Origin of the sequence: Priestia koreensis (genome assembly GCF_001274935.1) — a bacterium.
Classification (GTDB): Bacteria; Bacillota; Bacilli; order Bacillales; family Bacillaceae_H; genus Bacillus_AG; species Bacillus_AG koreensis.
In genome coordinates this window covers 696,375-719,888 of the sequence record NZ_LILC01000002.1, presented here as the reverse complement: position 1 = coordinate 719,888, position 23,514 = coordinate 696,375, and the positions used below count along the sequence as shown (strand labels likewise).

Genomic DNA, 23,514 nt, shown 5'->3' with positions numbered 1-23,514 from the left:
CGAACATTAAAATATAAAATAAATATAATGTTCGCTTTTTGTTACTTTATCTTTATTTTATATTCATAAATATGGATAATAAATAATTTTTATTTTCTAAAAAAATAAATAGCCCTTACACTATGTAAGGACTATCTTGCGCTGTAGAGGTAAATGAATTGTAACCGTCGTTCCTTTACCAACTTCGCTGGCAAACGTCATTTTTCCATTATGCTGTTCGATAATACGATAGCTAATCATCAATCCAAGACCCGTTCCAGAGGACTTTGTAGAAAAGAACGGTTCCCCTAGCTTCGCAAGCGATTCTTTCGGGATCCCTTGTCCCTCATCTCGAATTTGAACCACCGCTTCATCGTCTTTTTTTTCCACTCGAATCGTAACGGTTCCACGTTCCATTGATTCTAACGCATTTTGAATTAGATTAATGAATACTTGCTTAATCGCATTTTCGTCGCAATAAATCGTAATGTCATCTGCTTCAAATCCACTTAAAATTTGCGAATTATTATAGCTAGCATGCGTATTAAGAAGCAGCACCACGTGTCTCATAATGGTTTGTAGACTTTTCATTTCATAATCTTTGACTTGCTTTGGCTTGGCTAGTGTTAAAAATTCGTGGATAATGGATTCAACACGATTCAATTCTTCTAGCATAATCGTATTGTATTCTTCATTATATTCTTTCGAGGCCTGTAGCAATTGAATGAAACCCTTAATGGCTGTCATCGGATTTCGAATTTCATGAGCAACTCCCGCAGCTAGTTTGCTAACAACAGTTAACTTCTCCGATGTGCTAACCATCTCATCATACTTACGGCGATTTGTAACATCGCGCATAATATATTGAATGGCTTTTCCTTCTTTAAATTGAATTTTTACCGCTGATGAATCAATCGATAGAATTTGTCCGTTTCTCGTCATAATCCTTACTTCTGATTGAGCATGAACTTTTGATCCACTTAAAATGCGTTCCATTCGTTTTTTCGTCTTCTCAATATCGTCAGGATGAATAAAATCAAAGAAAGACCTGTCCATACATTGACTCTTTTTGGCTACACCAAGCAACCTATATCCAGCTGGGTTTAAGTATTGAATCCGTTCATTTTGCACGACGATGAACGCATCTTGACTTTGCTTTACAAACTGCTTATATTGCTTCATTTTCTGAATGATTTCTTCTTTTTTTTCATTTGTTACGGAAAAATCTCGTATTTGAATCGCGATATATTCGTCCTCTTGATTAGGGGAAAGCTGGAGCTTTTGAAGTTGCATATGTATAGGCTTATGATGCACATCTCGCTTCTTTAACAGCAAAAAATGTTCTTCACCCTCGGATAAGGCTTGCACCTCACTGCGTTGAACACGAAATACTGTCGAAAAGGTGAAAAAGTTTTGATCTTGAATCATCTCAAGCGATAGATCGAAGAGACGTAAAAATGAGTCATTTGCAAATCGGATATCCCCATCTTTTGTCATAAGAAGTATGGGGGTTAATGAAATCTTGCAAAGCTCTTCAAACAGATTCATCGTTTCCATGTAGTCACCTTCATATTCTCACTTTCTATTAGATAGTATAATATGGAAATCAAGATAAATCTACCTTGAATATTTTTCTAAAACCTATCCAAGAACAAAACGTAAGGCCCCTTTTCTCAAAAGGGCCTCTTACAATTTACATTTAACAGAAACAAGAACAGCCGATAATGACGAGTAAAATAAATAAAACAATGATCAAGACAAAAGAATTTCCGTGGCCTGTTCCGCATCCTCCATAAGAATAAACCTGCCCACAACCATATCCATCATAACCGTACATTATTTCATTCTCCTTTCGTCTTACCTAGGTAATCATTACCTTTACACTGTATGTTTGCCTAGTTTGTATTGTCTGGGCATATGCCTATTTTTTGAAAATTTTTCATTTCATCGCTACAATTCTTTCTCTTCCCATGTATACGTGTATAAGTACAAAAGCACACAAACAGCAAAAATCGTTACCATATATTCCTTTGATAATTCAATCACCCCACCAATAAAAGGAAGGTGATAAGCATACGTAGCAAGAATATCTTTTTTGGCTACTGGCTCTAGTACAGGCATGTTTTTGGTACCGATGTTAATCATGTAATGATGTTGATCCGTAATTTTTTCGATTCGGTGAATGGTGGTCATTTCACGCGTAGATGAAGCAGATATCAAAATAACCGTTCCTTCTTTTAACGGTTGCTGATGAAATTGTTTGGCGATGACGAGAGACTTTTGCGGGATAGTGGAGGCTAATTCGCTGTTCTCCTGTACTGTCAGATGATAACCAAAAAACAGGGGAACTAACGAGAAGAAAATCGCAGTAAACGATACAATATATAACACAAGAACCCATCTAAACCAGTAAAATCTTCGTTCACGGCTTTCGACCATTTTCTGTCACCTCCACGAGAAGCTTATTCATGTGAGAGACAGACTGCCGAACGATTTGATCCTTTCTTTGGGATTCAGACACGGTCACAAAATGACTTAGAATTACTACTAGTATGACGCCCATAATCATAATTCTGATCGACATCTTATAAAATTTTTTCATACCTCCCACCCCTTTGCCTACTTTTTCATTTGAACGTTTTTCCTTTTAACGTGTTGTAGTATTATATGCACAATCAGGCGTTTGGATAGTTGGTCTTATTCTAATCATTTCGAAGGCAACGAGCATATTTTTTAATATTTCGCATATGTTTTCAACGTACAATATTCGCTTTTCAGTGGTGAATTCGCGAAAAGGAGTTGAGCGTATGTACAACATGTATAACCCATATGGTCTATATGATTCTTCGGGATTATCAGGCGGATATCGGGATAAAAATATGCAAAAAGCCATCATGTATGACATGCTGTCAAATTACTATAAATATCGAGATCCTAACCTCCATATTTTGTATTATCAAAAGCACTTAGAGCGTGTGCAAGAGGCATCAAGAGACTTTCAGGATCAATACAGACATCCTGGCCCTCTTATTCGAATTTTCCATGCGTCACCAGGAGCACCAAGCGTTGATATTTATTTAAACGGGCGAAAGGTTATTCGAAGTCTTGCCTTTAAACAAGAAACAGATTATATTCCGTTAAAGAAAGGCGATACGTATAAGATCGATATTTACCAAGCTGGACAGCAGGGGCAGCCTTTATTAACGAAAAGTGTGAAAGTAGAGGATGGTCAACGATATACCGTCGCAGCAATTAATGATCCAGCCAATCTTGATCTACTTTTAATTGCAGATGATCATAAGGTGCCAAAGGGTGAATCAAAGGTGAGATTTGTTCATCTTTCGCCTGATGCGCCAGCTGTTGATATTGTGGTTAAAAACGGTGATCCAATCTTTTCAAATATTGCCTATCGTCAAGTAACTGATTATGTCGGTATTACCCCAATGACGCTAATGCTTGAAGTGAGACCAGCAGGACAAAAGAAATCTGTTCTTGAAATTCCACCGCTTCGTCTTCGTCCTAATCGTTCCTACACGATTTATGCGGTTGGAAAACTAAGTGGGCAACCACCGCTTGAACCTTTACTTGTTCAAGATACGCTCGAATAATAAAAAAGGCCGCTGATATGTGTCAGCGGCCTTTTCAATGCTCCTACTTTACGGAGTCAATTAATTTGAAGCGGAACTCATCTTTTTCTAAATTAAACTTCTCTACCTTTACTCTAAAGTCGTTCGTCGTCCTCATTTCCTGTAACCCGACATATACAGATTCATCTGCTGGATTAATTTTTACATAGTCAGGAAGATTGAAGTTGTTGTTCACGTATTTTAAGACCGTACGTACAGGTAGTTGCAGTTTCCCAACGGAAAGAGATTTCTGCTCCAAAATAATCCCACCGTTCTTTTGCACATGTGGCTCAAAGGCCATTTGTACATCCAGCTTATTATCAAAAGCTTGAATGGTTCCATTCACCTCGACCTGGTCCGTTAGTCGAACATTATAGTTTAATTCTTCATTATGAAATTCTTTTTGCAAATACTTATCAATGAGCGCATTTAAATCTTTCTTTTTCGCTAAAATTGTTAGTTCGACTTGTTTTTTCTGTGGCTGATTACCACTTGGAAAAGGTTGATTATCGGCCGGCTGAAAAATAAGCACGATCACGACAAGTACAATTACAATATTAAGCGTCAAAAGTCCCCAAAAAAGACGTTTCCATTTTTTCATTCAAAACCAAACTCCTTATTTAGCCGTTGCTTCATCATTTTCTTCATGAGTTGGAAGATTGTCTGGCGGATCTTGTTTCACGTAAAAGTTAATACGGTCTGCCATTAACTCATACCCTTTTTTATTTGGGTGAAACTGATCTTTTCCGAGAAGTTTATCTTCCTTTGGATTTGAGAAGATATCTTCTACTTTCACGTATGTCACACCCTTATGACGATTTGCTATCCGCTCGCTTGCCTGATTCCATTGTGAAACAACCGTATTAATTTCTTGAACCGAATTTAACGAGTGAAAGAACGGATTGTAAAAGCCAATCAAATAAATATGCGCATTCGGATTCAAACTGCGTATTTTATTGAGAACACGGTTCAATCGAAATTCGTATTTGGCTTGTTCTTTATCAAATGCTTCAACAGAAATATTATAAAAGAAATTCTTTACTACTTTCATAATGTCGTTTCCACCGATCGTGACAAAAATAACGTCTCCTCTTGACACCTTTGCCCCAATCTCCTCTTGATCCAATCGTGCTAGCAACTGATCTGTACGGTTTCCACGTTTTCCAAGGTTACTCACCCGAACATTGTCTACTGAACGTTGCTGTGAAAGAAACTTCACGACATAAGGCACATATCCACCCTTTTTAGATGAATCGCCTACCCCCTCTGTCAATGAGTCCCCGATCGCCACTACGTTGAGATCAACTGGAAAAAATCCCTTTGGTAAATGAGACTTATCAATCAGATCAAGCTTTTTTTCACTAGCCTCAGACGGTGCTCGAAATGAGAATACGGGTGACGAACAGGCACTTAGCAACACCGTACATATCATTAATACGATATATAATTTGTATTTATGCATTTACAACACCTACTGTATTATCATTGATGAATTCCACATCGATTTTATTTATCATCATAACACACATTAACTCGATGATTATAGAGTTTCTACTAAATTCTACGTTGAAAACGCTTTAAAGTTTCCCATTCGTGTAGATGAGAACCAATATTTTTGCATCTGTGCTATTTAACCTGTCTTCTTTAAAATAGATGGTTTTGATCTTGCCAATGGAATGACCTCTTATCAGCTTTGCTGTCCTCTTTTCTACCGAACTCACTGCTTCATTCATCTTATACTTTATGTTTACCCAAAACTAAAAAACGCCATGCCTATGCACAGCGTAATACTTGCGTTACTCGTTAAGTGTTTTTGCATCTTGTACAATTTCTTTGTACGGCACGTTAGCAAACCCACTATAGCTTTTCATAATTTTCCCATCCTTATCAACGAGAAACAAGTGCGTACCGTGCGTTACCTGTGTGGATGCATCCGTTTTTTGTACCAACTCGTGAAATTGGGTCTTTGCCTGTTTTTCGATTGTCTCTTGGCTATAACCCGTCAGGAATGTCCAGTTAGAGAAATCTTCCGTAAATTGTTGAGCAAAGCTCTTTAACGCCTCGGGCGTATCATTTTCTGGATCAATACTAAACGATACAAACTCCACAGGTACGTTTTCTTTTTTCATCATGCGCTGTAGCTTTGCCATATGCGCTGTAATGGGTGGACAAACCGTTTCACAGTTCGTAAAAATAAAGTTCGCAATCCACACTTTATTCGTTAAATCTTTTGTACCAAATTCCTTATCTTCTTGGTTTGTGTATGTAAACGAATCTAAATTCCAATTCAGTGCGTTCGCTAGCTGCGGTTTGCCACACGCAGAGATGATCATTGTGGCCGCTAACATCACGACAACTAAACGATATCGACGTAGTAACACCTTCACCACTCCCTTATTTATTGTTTAATGGCAAGGATTCGTTCTCCTTCGGCAGAAATTTTCGGAAACTCAAGCAAAAAGGTTGTCCCTAATCCACGCTGACTTTGAACTTGAATTTTCCCTTTCATCTTTTCAATAATTTGATAGGAAACCATTAGACCGATTCCCGTTCCTTTTTCTTTTAAAGAATAAAAAGGTGTACCCAATCGCTCTAGTTCTTCCTTGTTCATACCGATTCCCGTATCAGATACTTTAATTAATGCGTTATGTTCTGTTTCCTCTAATACTACTTTTAACGTACCTCCGTGCTTCATTGCTTCGATCCCGTTTTTCATAATGTTCAGCAAGACTTGATTGAACTCATTCCTCACACCCCGAATAACGGGTTTAGCATTTAAGCTGACTTCAATATTAATATTGTTTGTCAGCAGTGCGTATGATGACAACAGCTCAACAAGATTATTAACAGACGCATAGCAATGAATGGCTTCTGTTTGCTCAACGTCTGGGCGAGCTAATGATAAATAATCATTAATAATAATTTCCGCCCGATTAATCTCATCGATCATTAGCTGAATGTAGCCTTTTTCCGTATCACTCAAATTATCCTTTGCGTAAAAAAGCTGTAAAAAGCCTTTTACTACCGTCATTGGATTGCGGATTTCGTGGGCAACTGAAGCCGCTAATTGACCAATCGCATTCATTTTTTCTGCACGCTGCAGCTCCTTTTGAAGCCTTGTCTTCTCAATAATAAGCTCCATTTCATCAATGGCTTTTTCTAATCCTTTGAGCGGTGGTTTTGGTGATGCTTTTTCTCCTAAGTTTTCCTTTGTAACCGCTACTTGTTCGAACAAGGTTTGAAGCATTAACGTCATCTCATTGAATTGCTTACTAATCTCGCCTAATTCTGACGCGTCCTGTTGCCTTAACCTTACTTGAAAATTCCCTTTGCTCACTTGCTGAATACCGAGAAGCAATTCTCGAAGCGGAGACATAAGCTTTCGCAGTCCCCAGTCCTGGAAGAAAATGATGATCGTGAAGAAAATAATACATCCGGCAATTAAAGAAGCAATGAGCTTTCTTTGAAACGTAGCGAGTATGCTCGCATCAACGCTTACTCCGACAACTCCCACCACCTCTTTATTTGAATCCTGAATAGGAGCAAATGACGTCGTCCAAACGCCGAATCGGTCTTTATAAACATGTGTTTCTGTCATTTTTTTTGTCTTAATTGCCTTTTGGTACGCTTCGTAAAACCTGGGATCTGCTTGGTAGATATGCTTTTTCCCTAACCGTTTCTCAACTTCCTTATCAGATACAACAAGCATTTTCACGTTATTTCCTGCTACCTTTTTAGTTGAAACGACATAGCTCAACAGGTAGGAAGAGGAGGAATTACTTACCTTCTGTATATCCCTTTTCACCCGCGAATTCGCATCGGTGTTTGAATCTTTCGAATTCTCTACCTTTAAAATATCCGTCGCATTTAACGTATGACTATAAAATGAGGAAACGCCCGTTGCCTGTTGCATCAAGATATCCTTTGTCATATTGCGCTGCACATGGTAGCTTATGTATGCTGTTCCTACGCCCATTAAAATCACCACAAAGGTTGAAAACAGGACGGTTTTGTTAAAGATGCTCAAATTGCGAATATACTCTCTCATTACTGAACCTCATCACTATGACATTTTTTTCATTTCTATTTTTTACGCACAGCATCAGCAATCTATCATACATCCTATATTTTCCTAAAATTATATCATACTCTACTTATCTATCACATCTACAATTAAAATAATCCTAGTTGTAAAACTAGGATTATCACTCTGCATAATACATAAATCCAATAGCTCCTACACCTGTATGTGTAGAGATGATAGGAGTCGTATCCTCAATAGAGAATTTGGAAAAACCGCTTACATTTATAACCGCCTCTTTGACTCGGTTGGCTAATTCAATTCCCTCCGCATGAACAAGGCCAACGCCTTTTACGGTTTTACCTTGAATGGCTTCTTGAAACTGCTTTGTTAGAAATTTTACAACTTGCGAATGACTTCTAGCTTTCGATACAGGTGTATACACACCGTCAGCCAAAGAAGCAATCGGCTTAATATTTAGAAGCGATCCAATGAGCGCTTTGCCGCGTCCAATTCGCCCGCCTTTAATTAAATTTTCAAGTGTATCAACCACGACAAATAGCGTAGTATTCCGTCTAATATCTTCTAATCTTTTGACAATTTCAGAAATTCCCTTGCCCTCTTTCACCATATTCGATGCTTCAATTACTTGAAATGCAAGGCCTTTGGAAATATACATCGAATCAATTACGGTCACGTTAGCATCTACCATTTGAGCTGCACTCTCAGCTGCACGAACAGTTCCACTCATGCCACCTGTCATGTGAATGGATAGAATTTCACTACCATCACTACTTAAGCGCTCATATAGTTCTACAAATTCACCAATTGCTGGCTGTGAGCTTTTTGGAAGCTCATTCGAATGTTTCATTTTTTCAATAAATTCAGTCGGCGTAATGTCTACTCGGTCTAAATAGGTTTGATTATCAATACAGATTGACAGAGGAATTACTTCAACTCCGTACTGCTCAATCTCCTCTTTGGTTAAATCAGCAGTAGAATCTGTTACAATCTTAATTTTTGCCATGAAGTCACCTCTTTATAATACCTTGCACATCATTATATCACCTTTTTCTTTATGCTAACAGCACCATTCTAAATAAAAAAATGGCAACTTTTCTACATTTAATAGAAAAATTACCATCTCTTTTATGCATTGTGTTTTAGCGTATTGAAATAAAAAATCCGTTCGTAATCTTTCCACTTTAACACTCGTTTCAAATGGTCTTTAAATGAATATAGGCTGTTCGGATGTTTCTCACTGTAAATCTTGCTTAAAAAGATTTCGAATCGAGCTGAGATCATAAATTTTAACGTATCATCTTCCCTCAACATTGGAATATCAATCACTTTTACTCGTTGGCCACTTGCATGAATAAATTCAAGGCTTTTGAATAGCAAGATATCAATCCTCTTTTTCACCCGTTTGTTCCATTATACAACGTTTCATCGCGCAAAAGTTGTCTAAATATGGCGGTTCATTAGAAAATTTCTAACTTCCTCCCCAAGACCTATATAAGCATAAAAATACCCTTATCTGATACTAGATAAATAGATGAAATAAATTACTATTTTTATTAATTTCTGTGAATGGGAACCCTTTTTTCTCCATTCGTGCAACAAGTGGAACATAGTCCTCTTTGTATTTAAGTTCGATCCCCACAAGAGCTGGTCCGCTATCTTTGTTATTTTTCTTCGTATATTCAAAGCGAGAAATATCGTCGTTAGGTCCTAATACTTCATCTAAAAATTCTCTTAGCGCCCCTGCTCGCTGAGGAAAATTCACGATAAAATAATGCTGAAGACCTTCGAAAATCATCGACTTTTCCTTGATCTCCTGCATACGACCAATATCGTTGTTGCCCCCGCTTATAACACAAACAATCGTTTTTCCTTTCAACTGCTCGCGGTATGCATCGAGTGCTGCAACAGGAAGTGCCCCCGCCGGTTCGACGACAATCGCATTTTCATTATAAAGAGATAGAATAGTTGAACACACTTTTCCTTCGGGAACGACAACAATATCATCTAATAGATTTTTACAAACCTCATAGGGCTGGGTACCAACGCGCTTAACGGCGGCCCCGTCCACAAATGGATCGATGGTTCCTAACGTAACTACTTCTCCTTTTTGCAATGATGTATGCATACTGGGTGCTCCGCTCGGTTCCACTCCAATAAGCTGTGTGTGCGGTGAAATACTCTTAAAATATGTACCGATTCCTGAGACTAATCCTCCGCCTCCGATGCTTGCGAATACGTAATCGATTTCTTCTTCACAATCGTTTAACACTTCTACCGCTACCGTGCCTTGACCAGCAATGACGTCCGTGTCATCAAAGGGATGGATAAATGTTCGACCCTCTTGATCGCTGCATGCAATCGCTTTTTCGTACGAATCGTCAAACGTATCTCCTATTAGAACAATCTCCACAAATTCCTTTCCGAGAAACCCGACTTGATTCACTTTTTGTCGCGGAGTGGTGCTTGGCATGAAGATCTTCCCTTGAATTTTCAAATGGCGGCATGCATACGCAACGCCTTGTGCATGGTTTCCTGCACTTGCACACGCAATTCCATTCTCTAATTGCTCGGGGGTAAGCTTTTTGATTTTGTTGTACGCTCCTCTCAGCTTAAACGACCTCACAGCCTGTAGATCTTCACGCTTTAAATAGACGTTGCACTCATAGCGCTCGGATAAAATATCATTTTTTTGCAGTGGAGTATGAATAACAACATCTTTAATCATCTGATTTGCAATAATAATATCTTCTAGTTGTACGACTTTCTTACGATTTTTCACCTGTTGTTTCATCCTCAACTTCCTTCCTTCTCCTTTAGTAATTTGTACATTATATCACAAAATATTAAGAAAAATCATTATTTTCTTTCAATAAGGTTTTTTTCTTTAAACAGATGAAAAAAGGGTATAACTAGTACTAGTAACAAAGAAAAATAGACGTATGCACAATGAGGAGGAGAAGAAAATGGTCGCTATATGCTTCGTAAAGAAGATACAAGCGGTGAAATATTTAACTCTCCAGAAGAACTCCTTCAATGGGTAGAAACCAACTGGAGCTCAGAAAAATTTCAGCAGCCGGAAGAATTTCAGCACATGATTCTATCACTTCGAAAATATGTTCATGAGGAAGCCTAAAAAGAAAGAGGAGCACCATTTGCTCCTCTTTCTTTTTGGATCGTATTATTATAAATAGGATGTTGTACGCCCCATATCGGTAATAAGATACGGATTGTCTTTTTTCATACGCTCTACTAATGTGCTCGCTTGTTGACGATCTTCCTTTAGAACCGTTAATTCTCGCTCCGTAATTCCCACAAGCTGCAAGAAATCAACCCTTCCGTGCAGCGTATCCACTCCATCGATTTCCGTATCATTCACAACTAAAAGAGCCGTAATAGCAGAAACGGTGCCAATATGGAGGGATTCCCCGCTTCCTCCAATAAATTGTAGTGGTTCAAAAAAACGCTCTTGTGTGTATGTATAGCGAGCAAGATTTGAGAGCATATCAATTCCCCAAAAGCAATCTTCGGCTGCGTTCTCCTTTAACTTTAACGTCATTTCGTATCCCCATTTGCTCCACTCTCCGCCAAATGCCTGTTCATTTGCGTACAATTCTGTCATTCCATATGTCACAATATGTTTGTAACCGCTCGGGGAATCGTAAATACTATAGCCATCCAAAAAGGCATCTCCACCGAATAGCGCTCTAGCATGAAGGTCAGTTGCAAAATGTGCAGGCTCTTGATCACCGTAGCGACGCGCAAATGCCTGATCAATCGCATCCCATCCAGGTGCCCAATCCTCTTGTAAATCCACCTGGTTTTGATATTCTTCTAGATTCATTTTCCGTCCTCCTATTTATCCTTCTTTTTGTACAAATTCAATAAAATATTTCTGAAAACCATTGTAAAGATCCGCTACCTCATCGATTGCGTTCTTAATAAATACATAAACATCTTTGGATTGTGAGTTTTCTAGAGTTGATGAATACAGAGAATTCTCATAGCTTGTAAACATTTCAAAGAAAGACTCACAGTTCACCTTGCCGTGTTTCTCTATTCATACCACACCTATTCATTTTTAAACGTTGCTATTATTTCACGATACATTAAATTTTAATTCACGCAAACGGCGATACGTATTCTCCCTTTCTCCTAAAAAGGACGAGATGTTTGTGTCATTTAAATATTTCGATGGTTATCACTCATTATTTATCGGTTTAGCAGCGAAGACAAAAAGATGGATGACTACTAAGCCATCCATCTTCTACGTGATTTATCTGCGTTCATATACGACAAACGAATACGAATACGGATTTTTCTCATCTCTTATGCCTGGTGTGCGCGACACTTCTTCCCATATAGAAACGTCAATTTCCGGAAAATGCGTATCACCTTCAAACGTTTCCTCGATATGCGTGATATAAAGCCTGTCAGCAATCGCCATCGTTTGCTGATACACTTCTCCACCACCGATCACAAATAATTCTTTTGATGCGGAAGCGTTTTGTAATTCATCTAGAGAAGTAACGATGGTTACACCATCAAGATGTAGGTCAGCGTTGCGTGTAATAACAATGTTCTCACGACCTGGAAGTGGTCTTCCAATCGATTCAAACGTTTTACGTCCCATTACTACCGGGTGACCCATCGTTACCTTTTTAAAATAAGCTAGATCTGCTGGCAAGCGCCAAGGCATATCGTTGTCCGCTCCGATTAAGCGCTTTTGATCCATGGCCGCAATTAACGAAATCACACGCTCACAGCTCCTTTAATATGAGGATGTGGATCGTACTCCGTTAATTCAAAGTCTTCAAACGTAAAGTCAAAAATGGACGTAACGTTCGGATTGATCTTCATTTTCGGTAAACTTCTTGGCTCACGCGTTAGCTGAAGGTTTACTTGTTCAATATGATTGGAGTAAATATGCGCATCCCCAAGCGTATGAACAAAATCACCTGGTTCTAATCCGCACACTTGCGCCATCATCATCGTTAATAGTGCATAAGAGGCGATATTAAACGGCACCCCTAAGAATACATCTGCAGAGCGCTGATAGAGCTGACACGATAGCTTTCCATCCGCCACATAAAATTGAAACAAGCAATGACACGGCGGAAGCGCCATGTTGTCTACGTCCGCTACGTTCCATGCGCTGACAATCATACGTCTCGAATCCGGATTATGCTTGATTTGTTCCACTACTTTTGTAATTTGATCAATGTGACCACCATCAGGCGTTGGCCAAGAGCGCCACTGATGACCGTATACAGGTCCAAGCTCCCCTTGTTCATCTGCCCACTCGTTCCAAATACGCACGCCGTTATCCTGAAGATATTTTACATTCGTATCCCCGTCTAAAAACCAGAGCAGTTCATGAATGATTGATTTTAAGTGAAGCTTTTTCGTTGTTAAAAGCGGAAATCCTTCTTGTAGATCAAAGCGCATTTGATGTCCAAACGTACTTATCGTTCCTGTACCTGTTCGGTCTTCTTTTTTTGTTCCATTTGTGAGAATATGCTCACACAATTGTAAATATTGATTCATATCATGCACTTCCTTCTACTATATTTCTCTTTTCATTGTAAAGGTGTCTGTAAAGAGAAACAAGGAAATCTTATGTGAACAAATGCTAAACGCTAATTAAACACAATCGTGCGATTTTCATGGACAATGACACGGTCCTCTAAATGCCATTTAACCGCATTGTTCAACACTCGTCGCTCAATGGATCGTCCAATTTTCTTTAAATCTTCTGCTTGATTGCGGTGATCGACCCGTTCAATATCCTGCTCAATAATAGGGCCTTCATCAAGATCGTCCGTCACGTAATGCGACGTCGCACCAATTAACTTTACTCCACGTTCATACGCACGATGATATGGCTTTGCCCCTACAAAAGCAGGGAGAAACGAGTGATGAATGTTGATGATTTGATATGGATGGGCTCTCACAAAGTTAGGTGTAAGGATTTGCATGTAGCGTGCTAAAATAATGACATCGATTTCTTCCTTTTGAAGCATCGCTAGCTGCTTTTTCTCGACTTCTTCGCGGATATCTTTCGACGCCGGCAAATAGTAAAACGGAATTCCGAATGATTCGACCACACTTCGCGCTTCCTCATGATTACTAATGACCAGCGCCAAATCACACATTAATTCGCCACTTTGCCATTCCCATAGCAATTCAAGTAAACAATGAAGCTCCTTTGATACAAAAACGGCTGTCCTTTTTAGTTCTGATACACGCGTAAATTTCCATTCCATGTTAAAAACCGACGCAATAGGACGGAACTCCTTCTCAAGAGTCGCTTTTCGTTCAGCTAATTCCTCCATCTCAAATTCAATGCGAATAAAAAATGTTCCACCTGATGGATTGGTCGAATATTGATTGGACTCAATAATATTTGCTCCGTGATCGTATAAAAACTTTGAAACACTTGCGACAATCCCTTGCTGATCAGGACAGCTAATAAGCAATCTTCCCCGATTTATGTAACGCTGCTTATAGGATTCAACCGATGTTCCCGTAAATGCATTCATGATGATTCCCCCTGTTATAATTTTCAGATTATTTAATCATTATAACGAAAATTTTTTTCATCTGTAAATGACTTTTCGTAAAAAGAGCTTTTTTTCGATTTAGCGCTTGGCAAAAAGGCCTCTTTCCCATGTGTTTGATTCGGTAGCGAATCCTTTACTACCGTTAGCAAATGAAAGAGACCTTCTTAATGAATGGCATCATACGAGTTGTCACATTATAGGAAATTTAATAATCCGCCAATAATCATCATCGCACCTAGGCTACCGAATAAAAAATACCCAACATATTTTATTCCTTGTGGAAATTTACCTATATTTTTTATCCCTTCTTTATTTAGAGGGCCACCGCTTGCGATACGCTGATATTCCTCAATAGGTGAAGAAGTATGTGCAGTTCCTAAATCATGCCCAGCCGTAGATTTTTTTCCGATCGTTTCTTTCATGTTACGCCTCCCCCCTTTTTTTCTTGGCATCGTCTATCTGCTTCATATTATTCCCCTTTATCTTATTGAAAACCTTTACTAGGTGATTTCTTACCACTCATTTCTCTGTACATACTATTACTTTTCCATACAGATTATTTAGAACATATTTTTATTAAAAATGATTACACACAAAAAAACCACTCGTTGGAGTGGTTTTTAGCTATACCATTTTGGTGGTTCATTGTTATTCCAATATATTTTGGCTAGATCATAATGTTTTTGGAACTGGTCGTCAGCCATGTGGTAATGGAAATTAAACCAATACCCTTCTTTTGGTGGATGATCCCGGCGCACGTGGAATCGAATTAAATCTTGACCTGTCTCACGATCGTACACATGAAAAATCTTTTCACCGTAGCCTCCAGCAGGATGCTCACTAATTTCTAAGTTATTAAGATAAGGATATTTCTCCACAAAGGCCGTCAGGGTTTGTTCAACTTGCGGTAGCACTTGAGCACGGAACTGATCGTCAATTTTCGGACCAATTTTTGTTCCGAATTTCTCTACCGACTGTGCTTCAATGGACTGCATTGCATTCGCAACAAATTCTTTTGGCGTTTCTGTTTCCTCTTGGGGCGTTTCGTTATAATAATAAGCTAATTCGTCCGGAGATGCCTCCTGAACATAGTTTTCTTTGTGATTGGTGTTACTTGCTTCTGCTTCGTCTATGTACAAGTATTCCGGTGGAGTGACCAGTCCAAATGTACAAACCGTTATTAAGACAATGAGTGTTTTACGCATCCATTTTGGCATCGTACGTCTTCCTTTCCTCTGCTAATCTCCTTTATCTATCATTCACGTTCATTTATAAATAAGCTGATGATACTCTATAACCTCTGCTCATACTAGTTAAACCTTTTCGTTCTATTCGTTTCCGTGTTCTCGTCAATTGTATCATAGATGAAAACGTTTTACTTTCTTCCTTATAAAAGTTTTTAAAACAGACCATAATAAGTAACAATATTGAAAAAACTTTCGATTATACAAAGATGAATACTATTCGTCAAAAAAAAGCGACTTTCTATATAGACGAGCAAATCAGTAAAAGGTTTCATTTTTTCATCACTTATTTCAAAATATAAGGAGGATATGCTTTTGGATGCCGTATTTGTCTCAGCGTGCTTTTCGATGCTCGCATTCTTCATTATTCTAACGATCGTGGATTAAAAAAAGCTGAAGTCACAGTGATGACTTCAGCTTTTGAAGTTGGTTCCATTTCATATGAGGATCATCTAACTCCATTTTCTTTAAAACGCTTAAACCTCTAACACACCAAAATGGAATTTAGCGGTTTTACGACGATAAACGTCAAATCCGAACTGTTCAAAGCGATTACTCTGCCAGTGATCTTTTAATACTACTCGCTTCTTAGCAACCCGCTTTGCTTCTTCCATTACTTCTTCTGAAATTGTGGTATATAAGGCTACTTGTTTTAATCCTCTGATGCCATCAGATTCCTCAATGGTCTCTGAAAACATCGGATCAAAGTAGACTACATCCACACTGTTATCCTCACAGCAGCGTAAGTAGGCTTCAAAGGTTTGATGATGAACGAAAATACGCTGCATGGCTTCATCAAGCTCTGAGACACCTGTAGACCATGACTGTAATCCCTCTTTCACAAGATACGCAACGTATCGATTTCCTTCAATCCCCATTACGCGGCCGCTTTCCCCTGTAACAAGACTCGCAATAATACTGTCAGAGGCGAGCCCAAGCGTACAATCTAGAAAACTCATTCCTTCTTCTAATTTCGTCGCTTCAAGAAAAGGATCGTACTCTCCCCTTAGCACTCGTTTGGCCCGAAACATGGATGAATTGGGATGAAAGAAAATGGGCTCCTCTCCGTCATACGGATGAAGCTCCAACCGATTTTTGCCAACGGCGATTACATCTGCCTCCTCCCGCTGCTGAAGAGTGAAAATAGACTCTTTGTTTCTCGTAACGTATGGCACACAAAGCTCACCTGCTACGCTTCTTGCTTTTTTAACCATTTCTTGATTCGTTCGACCGGCTGTCGTGACAATCACTTTCATTGCTCCTCCTGCTTCCGTTAAAAAAGGATGTCATAATGACATCCTTTTCTCTTTACAAAAGTATATGCGTAACTCTTTTTAATATCTACCTATATGCTGTGTCAGAAATTCGACAATTAGCAGTGCTTATCAAGGGCTTGCACGATGTTTTCAAAAATCGCTTCAAGTGGCTGTCCTTCAATATCATGACGAGGAATAAAGTGAAGCACTTCTTTTCCTTTTAAAAGAGCCATGGATGGAGAAGACGGTTCAATTCCATCGAAGTATTCGCGCATTTTTGCCGTTGCATCTTTATCTTGACCAGCGAAAACCGTTACGATATGGTCAGGCTTTTTCTCACTGTGCAATACTGCCTGGGTAGCAGCAGGGCGTGCTAATCCAGCCGCACATCCGCATACGGAATTGACAACCACAAACGTTGTTCCTTCCACTTTTTCCATAAATTCCTCGACTGCGTTTTCATCACGTAATTCTGCAAATCCTGCATTTGTTAACTCTGTGCGCATTGGTTGAACCAATTGACGCATATATTCTTCATAAGCCATTGACATGGTGAATTACCTCCTCACGTTCCTTTAACGCTTACAGCATACTACAAATGCAGGCTGTAGCGCAATGAAATGAACCGTAATTTCCCATTGTTAGACGGAATTTATAGAGCAGGCGATCTCCAGCAAAAAAAGAAATCCTTAAGCAGAGGCCACTGAAAAAGTCCTTAAAGGGTTGCGTTCATAACGGAGTCGGTTGATTTCCACTCCAGGTCGCTTCGCTTTCCGTGGGGCGTGCGGTGAGCCTCCTCGCTGCGCTGCGGGGTCTCACCTGTCACGCTAATCCCGCAGGAGTCTCGCACCTTCCGTTTCAAACAACCTAGAGCGACTGCATCAGATAGAATAGCGAATTCAAGCATAGATACGGGTATGATGCGCCACATCCGCGGGTCTAGTTGGCATGGAAATGCAAGGGGCAAGGTCCATTTTCACCGGCAGCCTAAAAAGAATGAAAAAAGCTGAATCCATTCCAAAAACGGAGTGGATTCAGCTTTTTTGTCTTATGTTCTAATGATTATCTAAAAAAATCCGAAGTTTTTCAGAGGCCTCCTTAAGCAAGGAGGCCTTTTTATTTATTTTTTAACCGGCACTTTTTGCTCAGCTTCTTCAAAGAGGTCTGTTACAGCCCCTTTTGATGAGCATGATACAAGGCGTGCATATTTACCAAGAACGCCCTTGTTATGAAGAGGTGGTGCAATCCAGTCTTCACGACGACGTTCTAACTCATCTGCGCTCACGTTCATTGTAATTTCCTGGGCAACCGAATCAATCGTCACTTCGTCCCCTGTTTGAAGAAGTGCAATCGGTCCTCCAACCTGTGCTTCAGGTGCGATATGCCCTACAACAAGTCCATGTGTTCCACCTGAAAAACGACCGTCTGTTAGAAGCGCAACAGATTCTCCAAGCCCTTTCCCGACAAGAATGGCAGATAGTGAGAGCATTTCAGGCATACCAGGACCACCTTTTGGCCCCTCGTAGCGAATAACTAGCACGTCACCGTCTACAATTTCATTGTTCATCACGGCCTGTGTTGCTTCTTCCTCGGTATCAAACACTTTTGCTGGTCCCGTATGACGAGTAACCTTCACACCGGATACTTTTGCAAGTGCCCCGCTTGGCGCTAGGTTCCCTTTTAAAATAACAAGCGGTCCCGCTTCGCGAAGTGGTTTTGATACGGGCTGGATGATATCTTGCCCCTCTTTTAAAGAAGGTGCATCAGCTAAGTTTTCCGCGATCGTTTTTCCTGTTACCGTCAAACAATCACCGTGCAAGTATCCTTCTTCAAGCAATAGTTTCATAACGGCAGGAATTCCACCAATTTCGTGTAAGTCCTCCATTACGTATTTTCCGCTCGGCTTTAAATCAGCTAAGTGAGGCACTTTCTTTTGAATACGATCAAAATCATCTAAATCTAGATCTACTTCCACTGAATGTGCAATGGCTAATAAATGAAGAACGGCATTTGTGGAACCTCCAAGTGCCATAACGACGGTAATTGCATTTTCAAATGCTTTTTTCGTCATGATGTCTTTTGGATAGATTCCTTTTTCAAGCAAATGATACGCTGCTTGTCCAGCTTTGTAGCAATCGTCTAGCTTATTTGGTGATTCCGCTGGATTTGATGAACTTCCAGGTAAGCTCATTCCTAGCGCCTCAATAGCTGATGCCATCGTATTTGCCGTGTACATTCCCCCGCACGATCCAGCTCCAGGACACGCATGACACTCGATATCATTTAGTTCTTCACGAGTGATTTTTCCTGCATTATATTGTCCTACTCCTTCAAATACAGATACGATATCTAACTTTTTGCCGTTATGGTATCCCGGTGAAATCGTTCCGCCGTACACGAACAACGCTGGTACTTCAGAGCGTGCAATCGCAATCATACAGCCTGGCATATTTTTATCGCAGCCTCCAACCGCTACGTACGCATCAAGATTTTCAGCGCCCACTACGGTTTCAATTGAGTCAGCAATTACATCACGGCTTGGAAGCGAGTAGCGCATTCCGTCTGTTCCCATTGAAATTCCATCTGACACGGTAATCGTATTAAAAATAAGCGGTGCGCCACCGGCCTCACTTACACCTTTCTTCGCTCTTATTGCTAATTGATCAATATGTATATTACAAGGAGTAACTTCACTCCACGTTCCTGCAATTCCAATCATCGGTTTTTTAAAATCTTCATCTTTAAACCCAACTGCTCTGAGCATAGCACGGTTCGGTGCTCGTCTTGCGTCTTCACTGATGGCCTTACTACGAATTCTAAGATCTTTGCTCATTATTAGTTCCTCCCTAACCTCAAATAAATGAAATATTCTCTATATTTAAAACAATATAGACCTTTTTTCTGACTTTTTCAACCTTATTATCAGAATTTTTTAATCTTTTTATTTATTCTGACCATTTGGTAGCGCTTTCTTTTGAAACAAAAGAAAAGAAGGCCTTGTAAGCCTTCTCTCATTGTTATTTTCTGCTTTCTGTCATCTGTTTCCAAACGGAGCCTTTCGCTTCTTCTCCGCCTTCAATGCGCTCAATGGCCATTTTAATTTGCATGCTTACTTCAAACTCTGCATCATTTTCTGCAGCCTTAAGCGCCGGAAGAGAAGCGTCGTCTCCCACTTCATACAAAAACATCGCCGCACGCCAACGTACAAGCTTGTTTTTATCCTGTAACGCTTCACACATAGCAGGAGCTGCTTCTTCGAACCCTAAGTCTGATAAGCAGTCACCTGCTGTACGGCGTACCGTTACAGACTTATCTTTGAGCGCTTCGTAAAGATACGGAAGCACCGCTTTATTTTCAATCATGCCAAGATAGACCGTAGCCAAGCGTCGAATAGACGGTTTCTCATCATGTAGGGCCTTCTCTAACACAGGAAGATCCTCTTCTGTCGGATTCATTTGTTCTAGATGCGCATAGCGCTTTTGCCAATCTTCCTCGTCTAACATATCAGTCGTTACCTTGTAGCTTGAACGAGGCTGAATGGTAACCGTTCCTTCTTTTTCATCCTTCGCCGTTTTGACAAGACGATGCAATCGCTCTTCCGGGTAAGCAGCTGAAAGTTCCTCGACTACTTCTTGACCAATTTCTTCAAGCTCACCGTAGCGAACCCCTTGCTCTTTCCACTTACGTTCTAATACGACGTTATCTGCGTAGCGCTGAACTTCTGCAACGGCTAGCTGAAAGCGTTCTGGAAGACCAAAGCGTTTTTCATTATGATCGTCCGCTAGTTTTACTTGCATCGGAACATTTTTGAAGACTTGAATGGACACTTTTACTTCACCAAAATGATCGTTTGGTTGCTTCGCTTGTTCCTCATTTTCTTCTACTGATTCACCAAATGCGGCACGTACAAGAGGAAGGAGCAGTTGCCAATCGTATCTTGCATTTCGCTCTACGGCTAAGAAGTCTGCGACATGATAGACGCCTTTCACTCCTTCGACCTTCATGATTTCTTGAACTACTGCCGGTGCTTCCTGCACATTGTCTTTGTTGTAATTGTTGCTTTTCCCACCTGGTAAAACTTCGTCTAAACTGATTTTCATCGTGTTTGGACTTGGGGTAGGTTCGATTGATTTAATTCTCATGTTTAACCGCTCCTTTAATACAAATTCCTATCTTGAATTGTAGCATACACGAAAGTCTACCGTCTAATATGCTGAACCCTCTAAAAAAAGCGTGCCGCCTTTGGCGACACGCTTTTGTCATTACGACCCTTGTAGTTCTTCCACAAGTTCTGAAAGCTCTGCCCAACGATCCATTAGTCGGTTTAGTTCGGCATTTGTTTCCTCTTGGGCAACAGACAGCTGATGGGCTTTTTCATAGTTGCTTCCTGCCTGCTCAATTTCAGCAGCGAGGCGCTCTACTTCCTCCTCAGCTTCTGCAATTCGATCCTCAATCTCTTCCCACTCTTTTTGTTCCTTGTAGGATAAGCGACGTTTTTTTGTTTTTTCAGGCTGTGACTTTTCCATTTTTTCTTTTTTCGCCACAGGTTCTTTTTGCTTCGTTTCTTCTTTTTCAAGATACTCTGTGTAAGCACCGAAATACGTTTCAATTTCTCCCTGACCTTTAAACACGAATAGATAATCAGCCACTTTATCTAAGAAATAGCGGTCATGCGAAACCGTGATCACGACACCCGGAAACTCTTCTAAATAGTCTTCTAGAATCGTTAGCGTTTGCGTATCTAAATCATTCGTCGGCTCATCTAGTAAAAGGACATTTGGTTCAGTCATTAACAGCTTCAATAAATAGAGACGTCGACGTTCCCCACCCGATAATTTACGAATTGGGGTGCCGTGTGTATGAGACGGGAATAAAAAGCGCTCAAGCATTTGCGAAGCAGACAGCGTTTTTCCGTCACTCGCATGAATCACTTCTGCTGACTCTTTTACATAGTCGATCATGCGCTGATTAAGATCCATGTCGTCATTTTCCTGCGTATAATAAGCGATCTTAACCGTTTGACCACGGTCGATTTCACCTGCCTCTGGTTCAATTCGTCCTGCAATCATATTCAACAATGTCGATTTTCCACTTCCATTTTGTCCTGTAATCCCTAAACGATCTCGTTTTTGGATGATATGCGTCAAATCTCTGACAAGCGTCTTATCTTCGTATGACTTTGATACAGCGCTTAGTTCAAATACTTTCTTTCCAAGGCGACTTCCCGAGAGGCTCATGTCTAACTTTTCACTCTCAGGACCTCCCAATTTCCCTTCAAGATCTTCGAAGCGCTGAATTCTCGCTTTTTGTTTTGTCGTTCTTGCTTTTGCTCCGCGACGAATCCATGCTAGTTCATTTCGGTACAAGTTTTGAAGCTTCGCCTGTGTGGCGCGCTCATTTTCCTCCCGAATCGCTTTTCCTTCTAGAAAAGCCGCATAGTTGCCTTCGTACGAGTAGATGTGACCACCTTCAAGTTCAAACATACGGTTTGTAATGGCATCTAAGAAATAGCGATCATGCGTGACAAGTAAAAGGGAACCTTGGTAGCGTGAGAGGTATTCCTCAAGCCATTTGATTGTTTGATAATCAAGGTGGTTGGTCGGCTCATCCAAAATCAATAAATCAGGTGTTTCGATAAGACACTGTGCTAGCGCCACTCGTTTTTTCTGTCCACCTGACATTTCACCCATTTTGGCATCCATTTTTGTGATGCCGAGCTTGTTTAAAATGGCCTGTGCATTTGAATTGGCATCCCATGCATTCATCGCATCCATGCGCTGCTGCAGACGAAACACGTCTTGCTGATAGCTTTCATTCATTGAATCTTGCTGCAAACGATAAAGGGCGAGCTCATATTCTTTTAAAAGCTGTAGAAGAGGCGTATCACCGCTAAAGATTTGCTCTAGAACTGTCCAATCTGGATTGAATTCAGGATGCTGTGCTAGATAGCTTATGTGATAGTCTTTCGGGTGCGTAATCTCACCCTCATCTGATACGTCTAAACCGGCAATAATTTTTAGTAGCGTGGATTTCCCTGTTCCGTTCACACCAATCAGGCCAATTCGCTCGTTTTCTGAGATCGTAAATGACAGGTGATCAAATAATTCTTTTTCTCCGTAGGATTTTGTTAATCCCTCAACCGCTAATATCTTCATGCTAAACCATTCCATTCTTTCAAAAATTGTTGTAAAAATTGCTCCATGAACGCATGACGTTCTTCTGCTAGTTCTCTCCCTTTATCTGTGTTCATTAAGTCCTTGAGCTTGAGAAGCTTTTCGTAAAAATGATGAATGGGGGTGGACTCGTTTTTACGATACTCTTCTGCGGTCATATGATCACGAACCGCTAATTCCTCATCGTACATTCGGTGTCCTTTTGACCCTCCATATGTAAACGTTCTGGCTACGCCAATGGCTCCAATTGCATCTAAACGATCTGCATCCTGAACAATATGACCTTCCATTGTCTGAAGAGGAGGTTGCTGACCTCCTTTAAATGATATTCCACGAAGGATCGTGATGACGTGCTCGGTTTGCTCCGTTGTAATTGCAAACGGCTCCAATAAAGCTCTTACATCTCGGTAAGCCTGCTCCACATCTGAAAAGAGCTTTTCATCTACCGCATCATGAAGAAGAGCCGCTAGTTCAATTACGAGTATATCTACTTCGACGTCTTTTGCGATCAGCAGCGCATTTCGGTGCACCCTCTTAATATGATCCCAGTCGTGGCCGCTGTGATCATGGGCCAATTTTTCCTTTACCCAACCCTTTGTTTGCTCAATAATCTCTACTGTTTGATTCATCG

27 protein-coding genes are annotated in these 23,514 nt (G+C 40.2%); 2 read left to right on the top strand and 25 right to left on the bottom strand.

The genetic code is table 11. From position 1 onward, the window contains the following. Positions 1–120 precede the first annotated feature (120 nt). From AMD01_RS03435 to AMD01_RS03425, 4 genes are all read right to left on the bottom strand, one after another. On the bottom strand, positions 121–1,536 hold the full coding sequence (locus AMD01_RS03435; protein ID WP_053399974.1) for an ATP-binding protein: 1,416 nt from the start codon (positions 1,534–1,536) through the stop codon (positions 121–123). A 142-nt stretch (positions 1,537–1,678) separates the two neighbouring features. Further along, entirely contained in the window at positions 1,679–1,816 is a 138-nt protein-coding gene (locus tag AMD01_RS23335) for a YjcZ family sporulation protein (protein ID WP_083446400.1), read from the bottom strand. Between the two features lie 113 nt (positions 1,817–1,929). Then, positions 1,930–2,418 (bottom strand): hypothetical protein, encoded by a 489-nt coding sequence (locus AMD01_RS03430; RefSeq protein WP_053399973.1) that lies wholly within the window; start codon positions 2,416–2,418, stop codon positions 1,930–1,932. Then, a complete protein-coding gene (locus AMD01_RS03425) occupies positions 2,402–2,581 on the bottom strand; it encodes a hypothetical protein (protein ID WP_053399972.1) in 180 nt (59 codons plus the stop codon). The genes AMD01_RS03430 and AMD01_RS03425 overlap by 17 nt, the downstream gene beginning before the upstream one ends. Positions 2,582–2,726: 145 nt before the next feature. On the opposite strand from AMD01_RS03425, the gene AMD01_RS03420 reads away from it, so the two are divergent. Continuing rightward, positions 2,727–3,587: a DUF4397 domain-containing protein gene (locus AMD01_RS03420; protein ID WP_245638871.1), complete on the top strand. Its 861-nt coding sequence runs from the start codon at positions 2,727–2,729 to the stop codon at positions 3,585–3,587. Positions 3,588–3,630: 43 nt separating this feature from the next. Here AMD01_RS03420 and AMD01_RS03415 read toward each other — a convergent pair whose 3' ends face one another. The 7 genes from AMD01_RS03415 to ilvA form a co-directional block, all read right to left on the bottom strand. Beyond that, on the bottom strand, positions 3,631–4,206 hold the full coding sequence (locus AMD01_RS03415) for a YpmS family protein (protein ID WP_053399971.1): 576 nt from the start codon (positions 4,204–4,206) through the stop codon (positions 3,631–3,633). A gap of 15 nt (positions 4,207–4,221) precedes the next feature. Further along, positions 4,222–5,067 carry an SGNH/GDSL hydrolase family protein gene (locus AMD01_RS03410; protein ID WP_053399970.1) on the bottom strand — a complete coding sequence of 282 codons (846 nt, stop codon included), beginning with the start codon at positions 5,065–5,067 and terminating at the stop codon, positions 4,222–4,224. A gap of 334 nt (positions 5,068–5,401) precedes the next feature. After that, positions 5,402–5,953, bottom strand: coding sequence for an SCO family protein (locus tag AMD01_RS03405; protein WP_053400111.1), 552 nt, complete (start codon positions 5,951–5,953; stop codon positions 5,402–5,404). Between the two features lie 50 nt (positions 5,954–6,003). Next, the gene (locus tag AMD01_RS03400; protein ID WP_053399969.1) at positions 6,004–7,653 is read right to left on the bottom strand and encodes an ATP-binding protein; all 1,650 of its coding nucleotides are present in this window, start codon (positions 7,651–7,653) and stop codon (positions 6,004–6,006) included. A 157-nt stretch (positions 7,654–7,810) separates the two neighbouring features. Beyond that, positions 7,811–8,653: a DegV family protein gene (locus AMD01_RS03395; RefSeq protein WP_053399968.1), complete on the bottom strand. Its 843-nt coding sequence runs from the start codon at positions 8,651–8,653 to the stop codon at positions 7,811–7,813. Between the two features lie 122 nt (positions 8,654–8,775). Continuing rightward, positions 8,776–9,027 (bottom strand): DUF2535 family protein, encoded by a 252-nt coding sequence (locus tag AMD01_RS03390; RefSeq protein WP_053399967.1) that lies wholly within the window; start codon positions 9,025–9,027, stop codon positions 8,776–8,778. Between the two features lie 142 nt (positions 9,028–9,169). Next, on the bottom strand, positions 9,170–10,441 hold the full coding sequence (ilvA, locus tag AMD01_RS03385; RefSeq protein ID WP_053399966.1) for a threonine ammonia-lyase IlvA: 1,272 nt from the start codon (positions 10,439–10,441) through the stop codon (positions 9,170–9,172). 183 nt (positions 10,442–10,624) lie between these two features. Here ilvA and AMD01_RS23875 point away from each other — a divergent pair, with 183 nt between their 5' ends. Continuing rightward, positions 10,625–10,783: a hypothetical protein gene (locus AMD01_RS23875; protein ID WP_157052590.1), complete on the top strand. Its 159-nt coding sequence runs from the start codon at positions 10,625–10,627 to the stop codon at positions 10,781–10,783. A gap of 48 nt (positions 10,784–10,831) precedes the next feature. On the opposite strand, the gene AMD01_RS03380 is transcribed toward AMD01_RS23875, so the two are convergent. From AMD01_RS03380 to AMD01_RS03325, 14 genes are all read right to left on the bottom strand, one after another. Further along, positions 10,832–11,491 carry a suppressor of fused domain protein gene (locus AMD01_RS03380; RefSeq protein ID WP_053399965.1) on the bottom strand — a complete coding sequence of 220 codons (660 nt, stop codon included), beginning with the start codon at positions 11,489–11,491 and terminating at the stop codon, positions 10,832–10,834. Positions 11,492–11,506: 15 nt separating this feature from the next. Beyond that, the gene (locus AMD01_RS23870) at positions 11,507–11,665 is read right to left on the bottom strand and encodes a hypothetical protein (protein ID WP_157052589.1); all 159 of its coding nucleotides are present in this window, start codon (positions 11,663–11,665) and stop codon (positions 11,507–11,509) included. Positions 11,666–11,923: 258 nt separating this feature from the next. Further along, a complete protein-coding gene (gene folA, locus AMD01_RS03375; RefSeq protein ID WP_053399964.1) occupies positions 11,924–12,403 on the bottom strand; it encodes a type 3 dihydrofolate reductase in 480 nt (159 codons plus the stop codon). Continuing rightward, a complete protein-coding gene (locus AMD01_RS03370) occupies positions 12,400–13,194 on the bottom strand; it encodes a thymidylate synthase (RefSeq protein ID WP_053399963.1) in 795 nt (264 codons plus the stop codon). The genes folA and AMD01_RS03370 overlap by 4 nt, the downstream gene beginning before the upstream one ends. Positions 13,195–13,286: 92 nt before the next feature. Next, positions 13,287–14,189, bottom strand: coding sequence for a formyltetrahydrofolate deformylase (purU, locus tag AMD01_RS03365; protein ID WP_053399962.1), 903 nt, complete (start codon positions 14,187–14,189; stop codon positions 13,287–13,289). A 215-nt stretch (positions 14,190–14,404) separates the two neighbouring features. Next, positions 14,405–14,632, bottom strand: a complete 228-nt coding sequence (locus tag AMD01_RS03360; RefSeq protein ID WP_053399961.1) for a hypothetical protein — start codon at positions 14,630–14,632, stop codon at positions 14,405–14,407. Between the two features lie 198 nt (positions 14,633–14,830). Continuing rightward, complete coding sequence (locus tag AMD01_RS03355; protein WP_053399960.1) at positions 14,831–15,427, bottom strand: YpjP family protein; 597 nt, start codon at positions 15,425–15,427, stop codon at positions 14,831–14,833. A gap of 503 nt (positions 15,428–15,930) precedes the next feature. After that, the gene (locus AMD01_RS03350) at positions 15,931–16,704 is read right to left on the bottom strand and encodes a class I SAM-dependent methyltransferase (RefSeq protein ID WP_053400110.1); all 774 of its coding nucleotides are present in this window, start codon (positions 16,702–16,704) and stop codon (positions 15,931–15,933) included. Between the two features lie 122 nt (positions 16,705–16,826). Beyond that, positions 16,827–17,261, bottom strand: coding sequence for a BrxA/BrxB family bacilliredoxin (locus AMD01_RS03345; protein WP_053399959.1), 435 nt, complete (start codon positions 17,259–17,261; stop codon positions 16,827–16,829). A gap of 164 nt (positions 17,262–17,425) precedes the next feature. After that, a complete protein-coding gene (locus tag AMD01_RS23865; RefSeq protein WP_157052588.1) occupies positions 17,426–17,617 on the bottom strand; it encodes a hypothetical protein in 192 nt (63 codons plus the stop codon). A gap of 213 nt (positions 17,618–17,830) precedes the next feature. Beyond that, entirely contained in the window at positions 17,831–19,543 is a 1,713-nt protein-coding gene (gene ilvD, locus AMD01_RS03340) for a dihydroxy-acid dehydratase (RefSeq protein WP_053399958.1), read from the bottom strand. 184 nt (positions 19,544–19,727) lie between these two features. Beyond that, positions 19,728–20,852: a conserved virulence factor C family protein gene (locus AMD01_RS03335; RefSeq protein WP_053399957.1), complete on the bottom strand. Its 1,125-nt coding sequence runs from the start codon at positions 20,850–20,852 to the stop codon at positions 19,728–19,730. A gap of 120 nt (positions 20,853–20,972) precedes the next feature. Further along, positions 20,973–22,865: an ABC-F family ATP-binding cassette domain-containing protein gene (locus tag AMD01_RS03330; RefSeq protein WP_053399956.1), complete on the bottom strand. Its 1,893-nt coding sequence runs from the start codon at positions 22,863–22,865 to the stop codon at positions 20,973–20,975. Beyond that, positions 22,862–23,512, bottom strand: coding sequence for an HD domain-containing protein (locus AMD01_RS03325; protein ID WP_053399955.1), 651 nt, complete (start codon positions 23,510–23,512; stop codon positions 22,862–22,864). The genes AMD01_RS03330 and AMD01_RS03325 overlap by 4 nt, the downstream gene beginning before the upstream one ends. Positions 23,513–23,514: the final 2 nt, after the last annotated feature.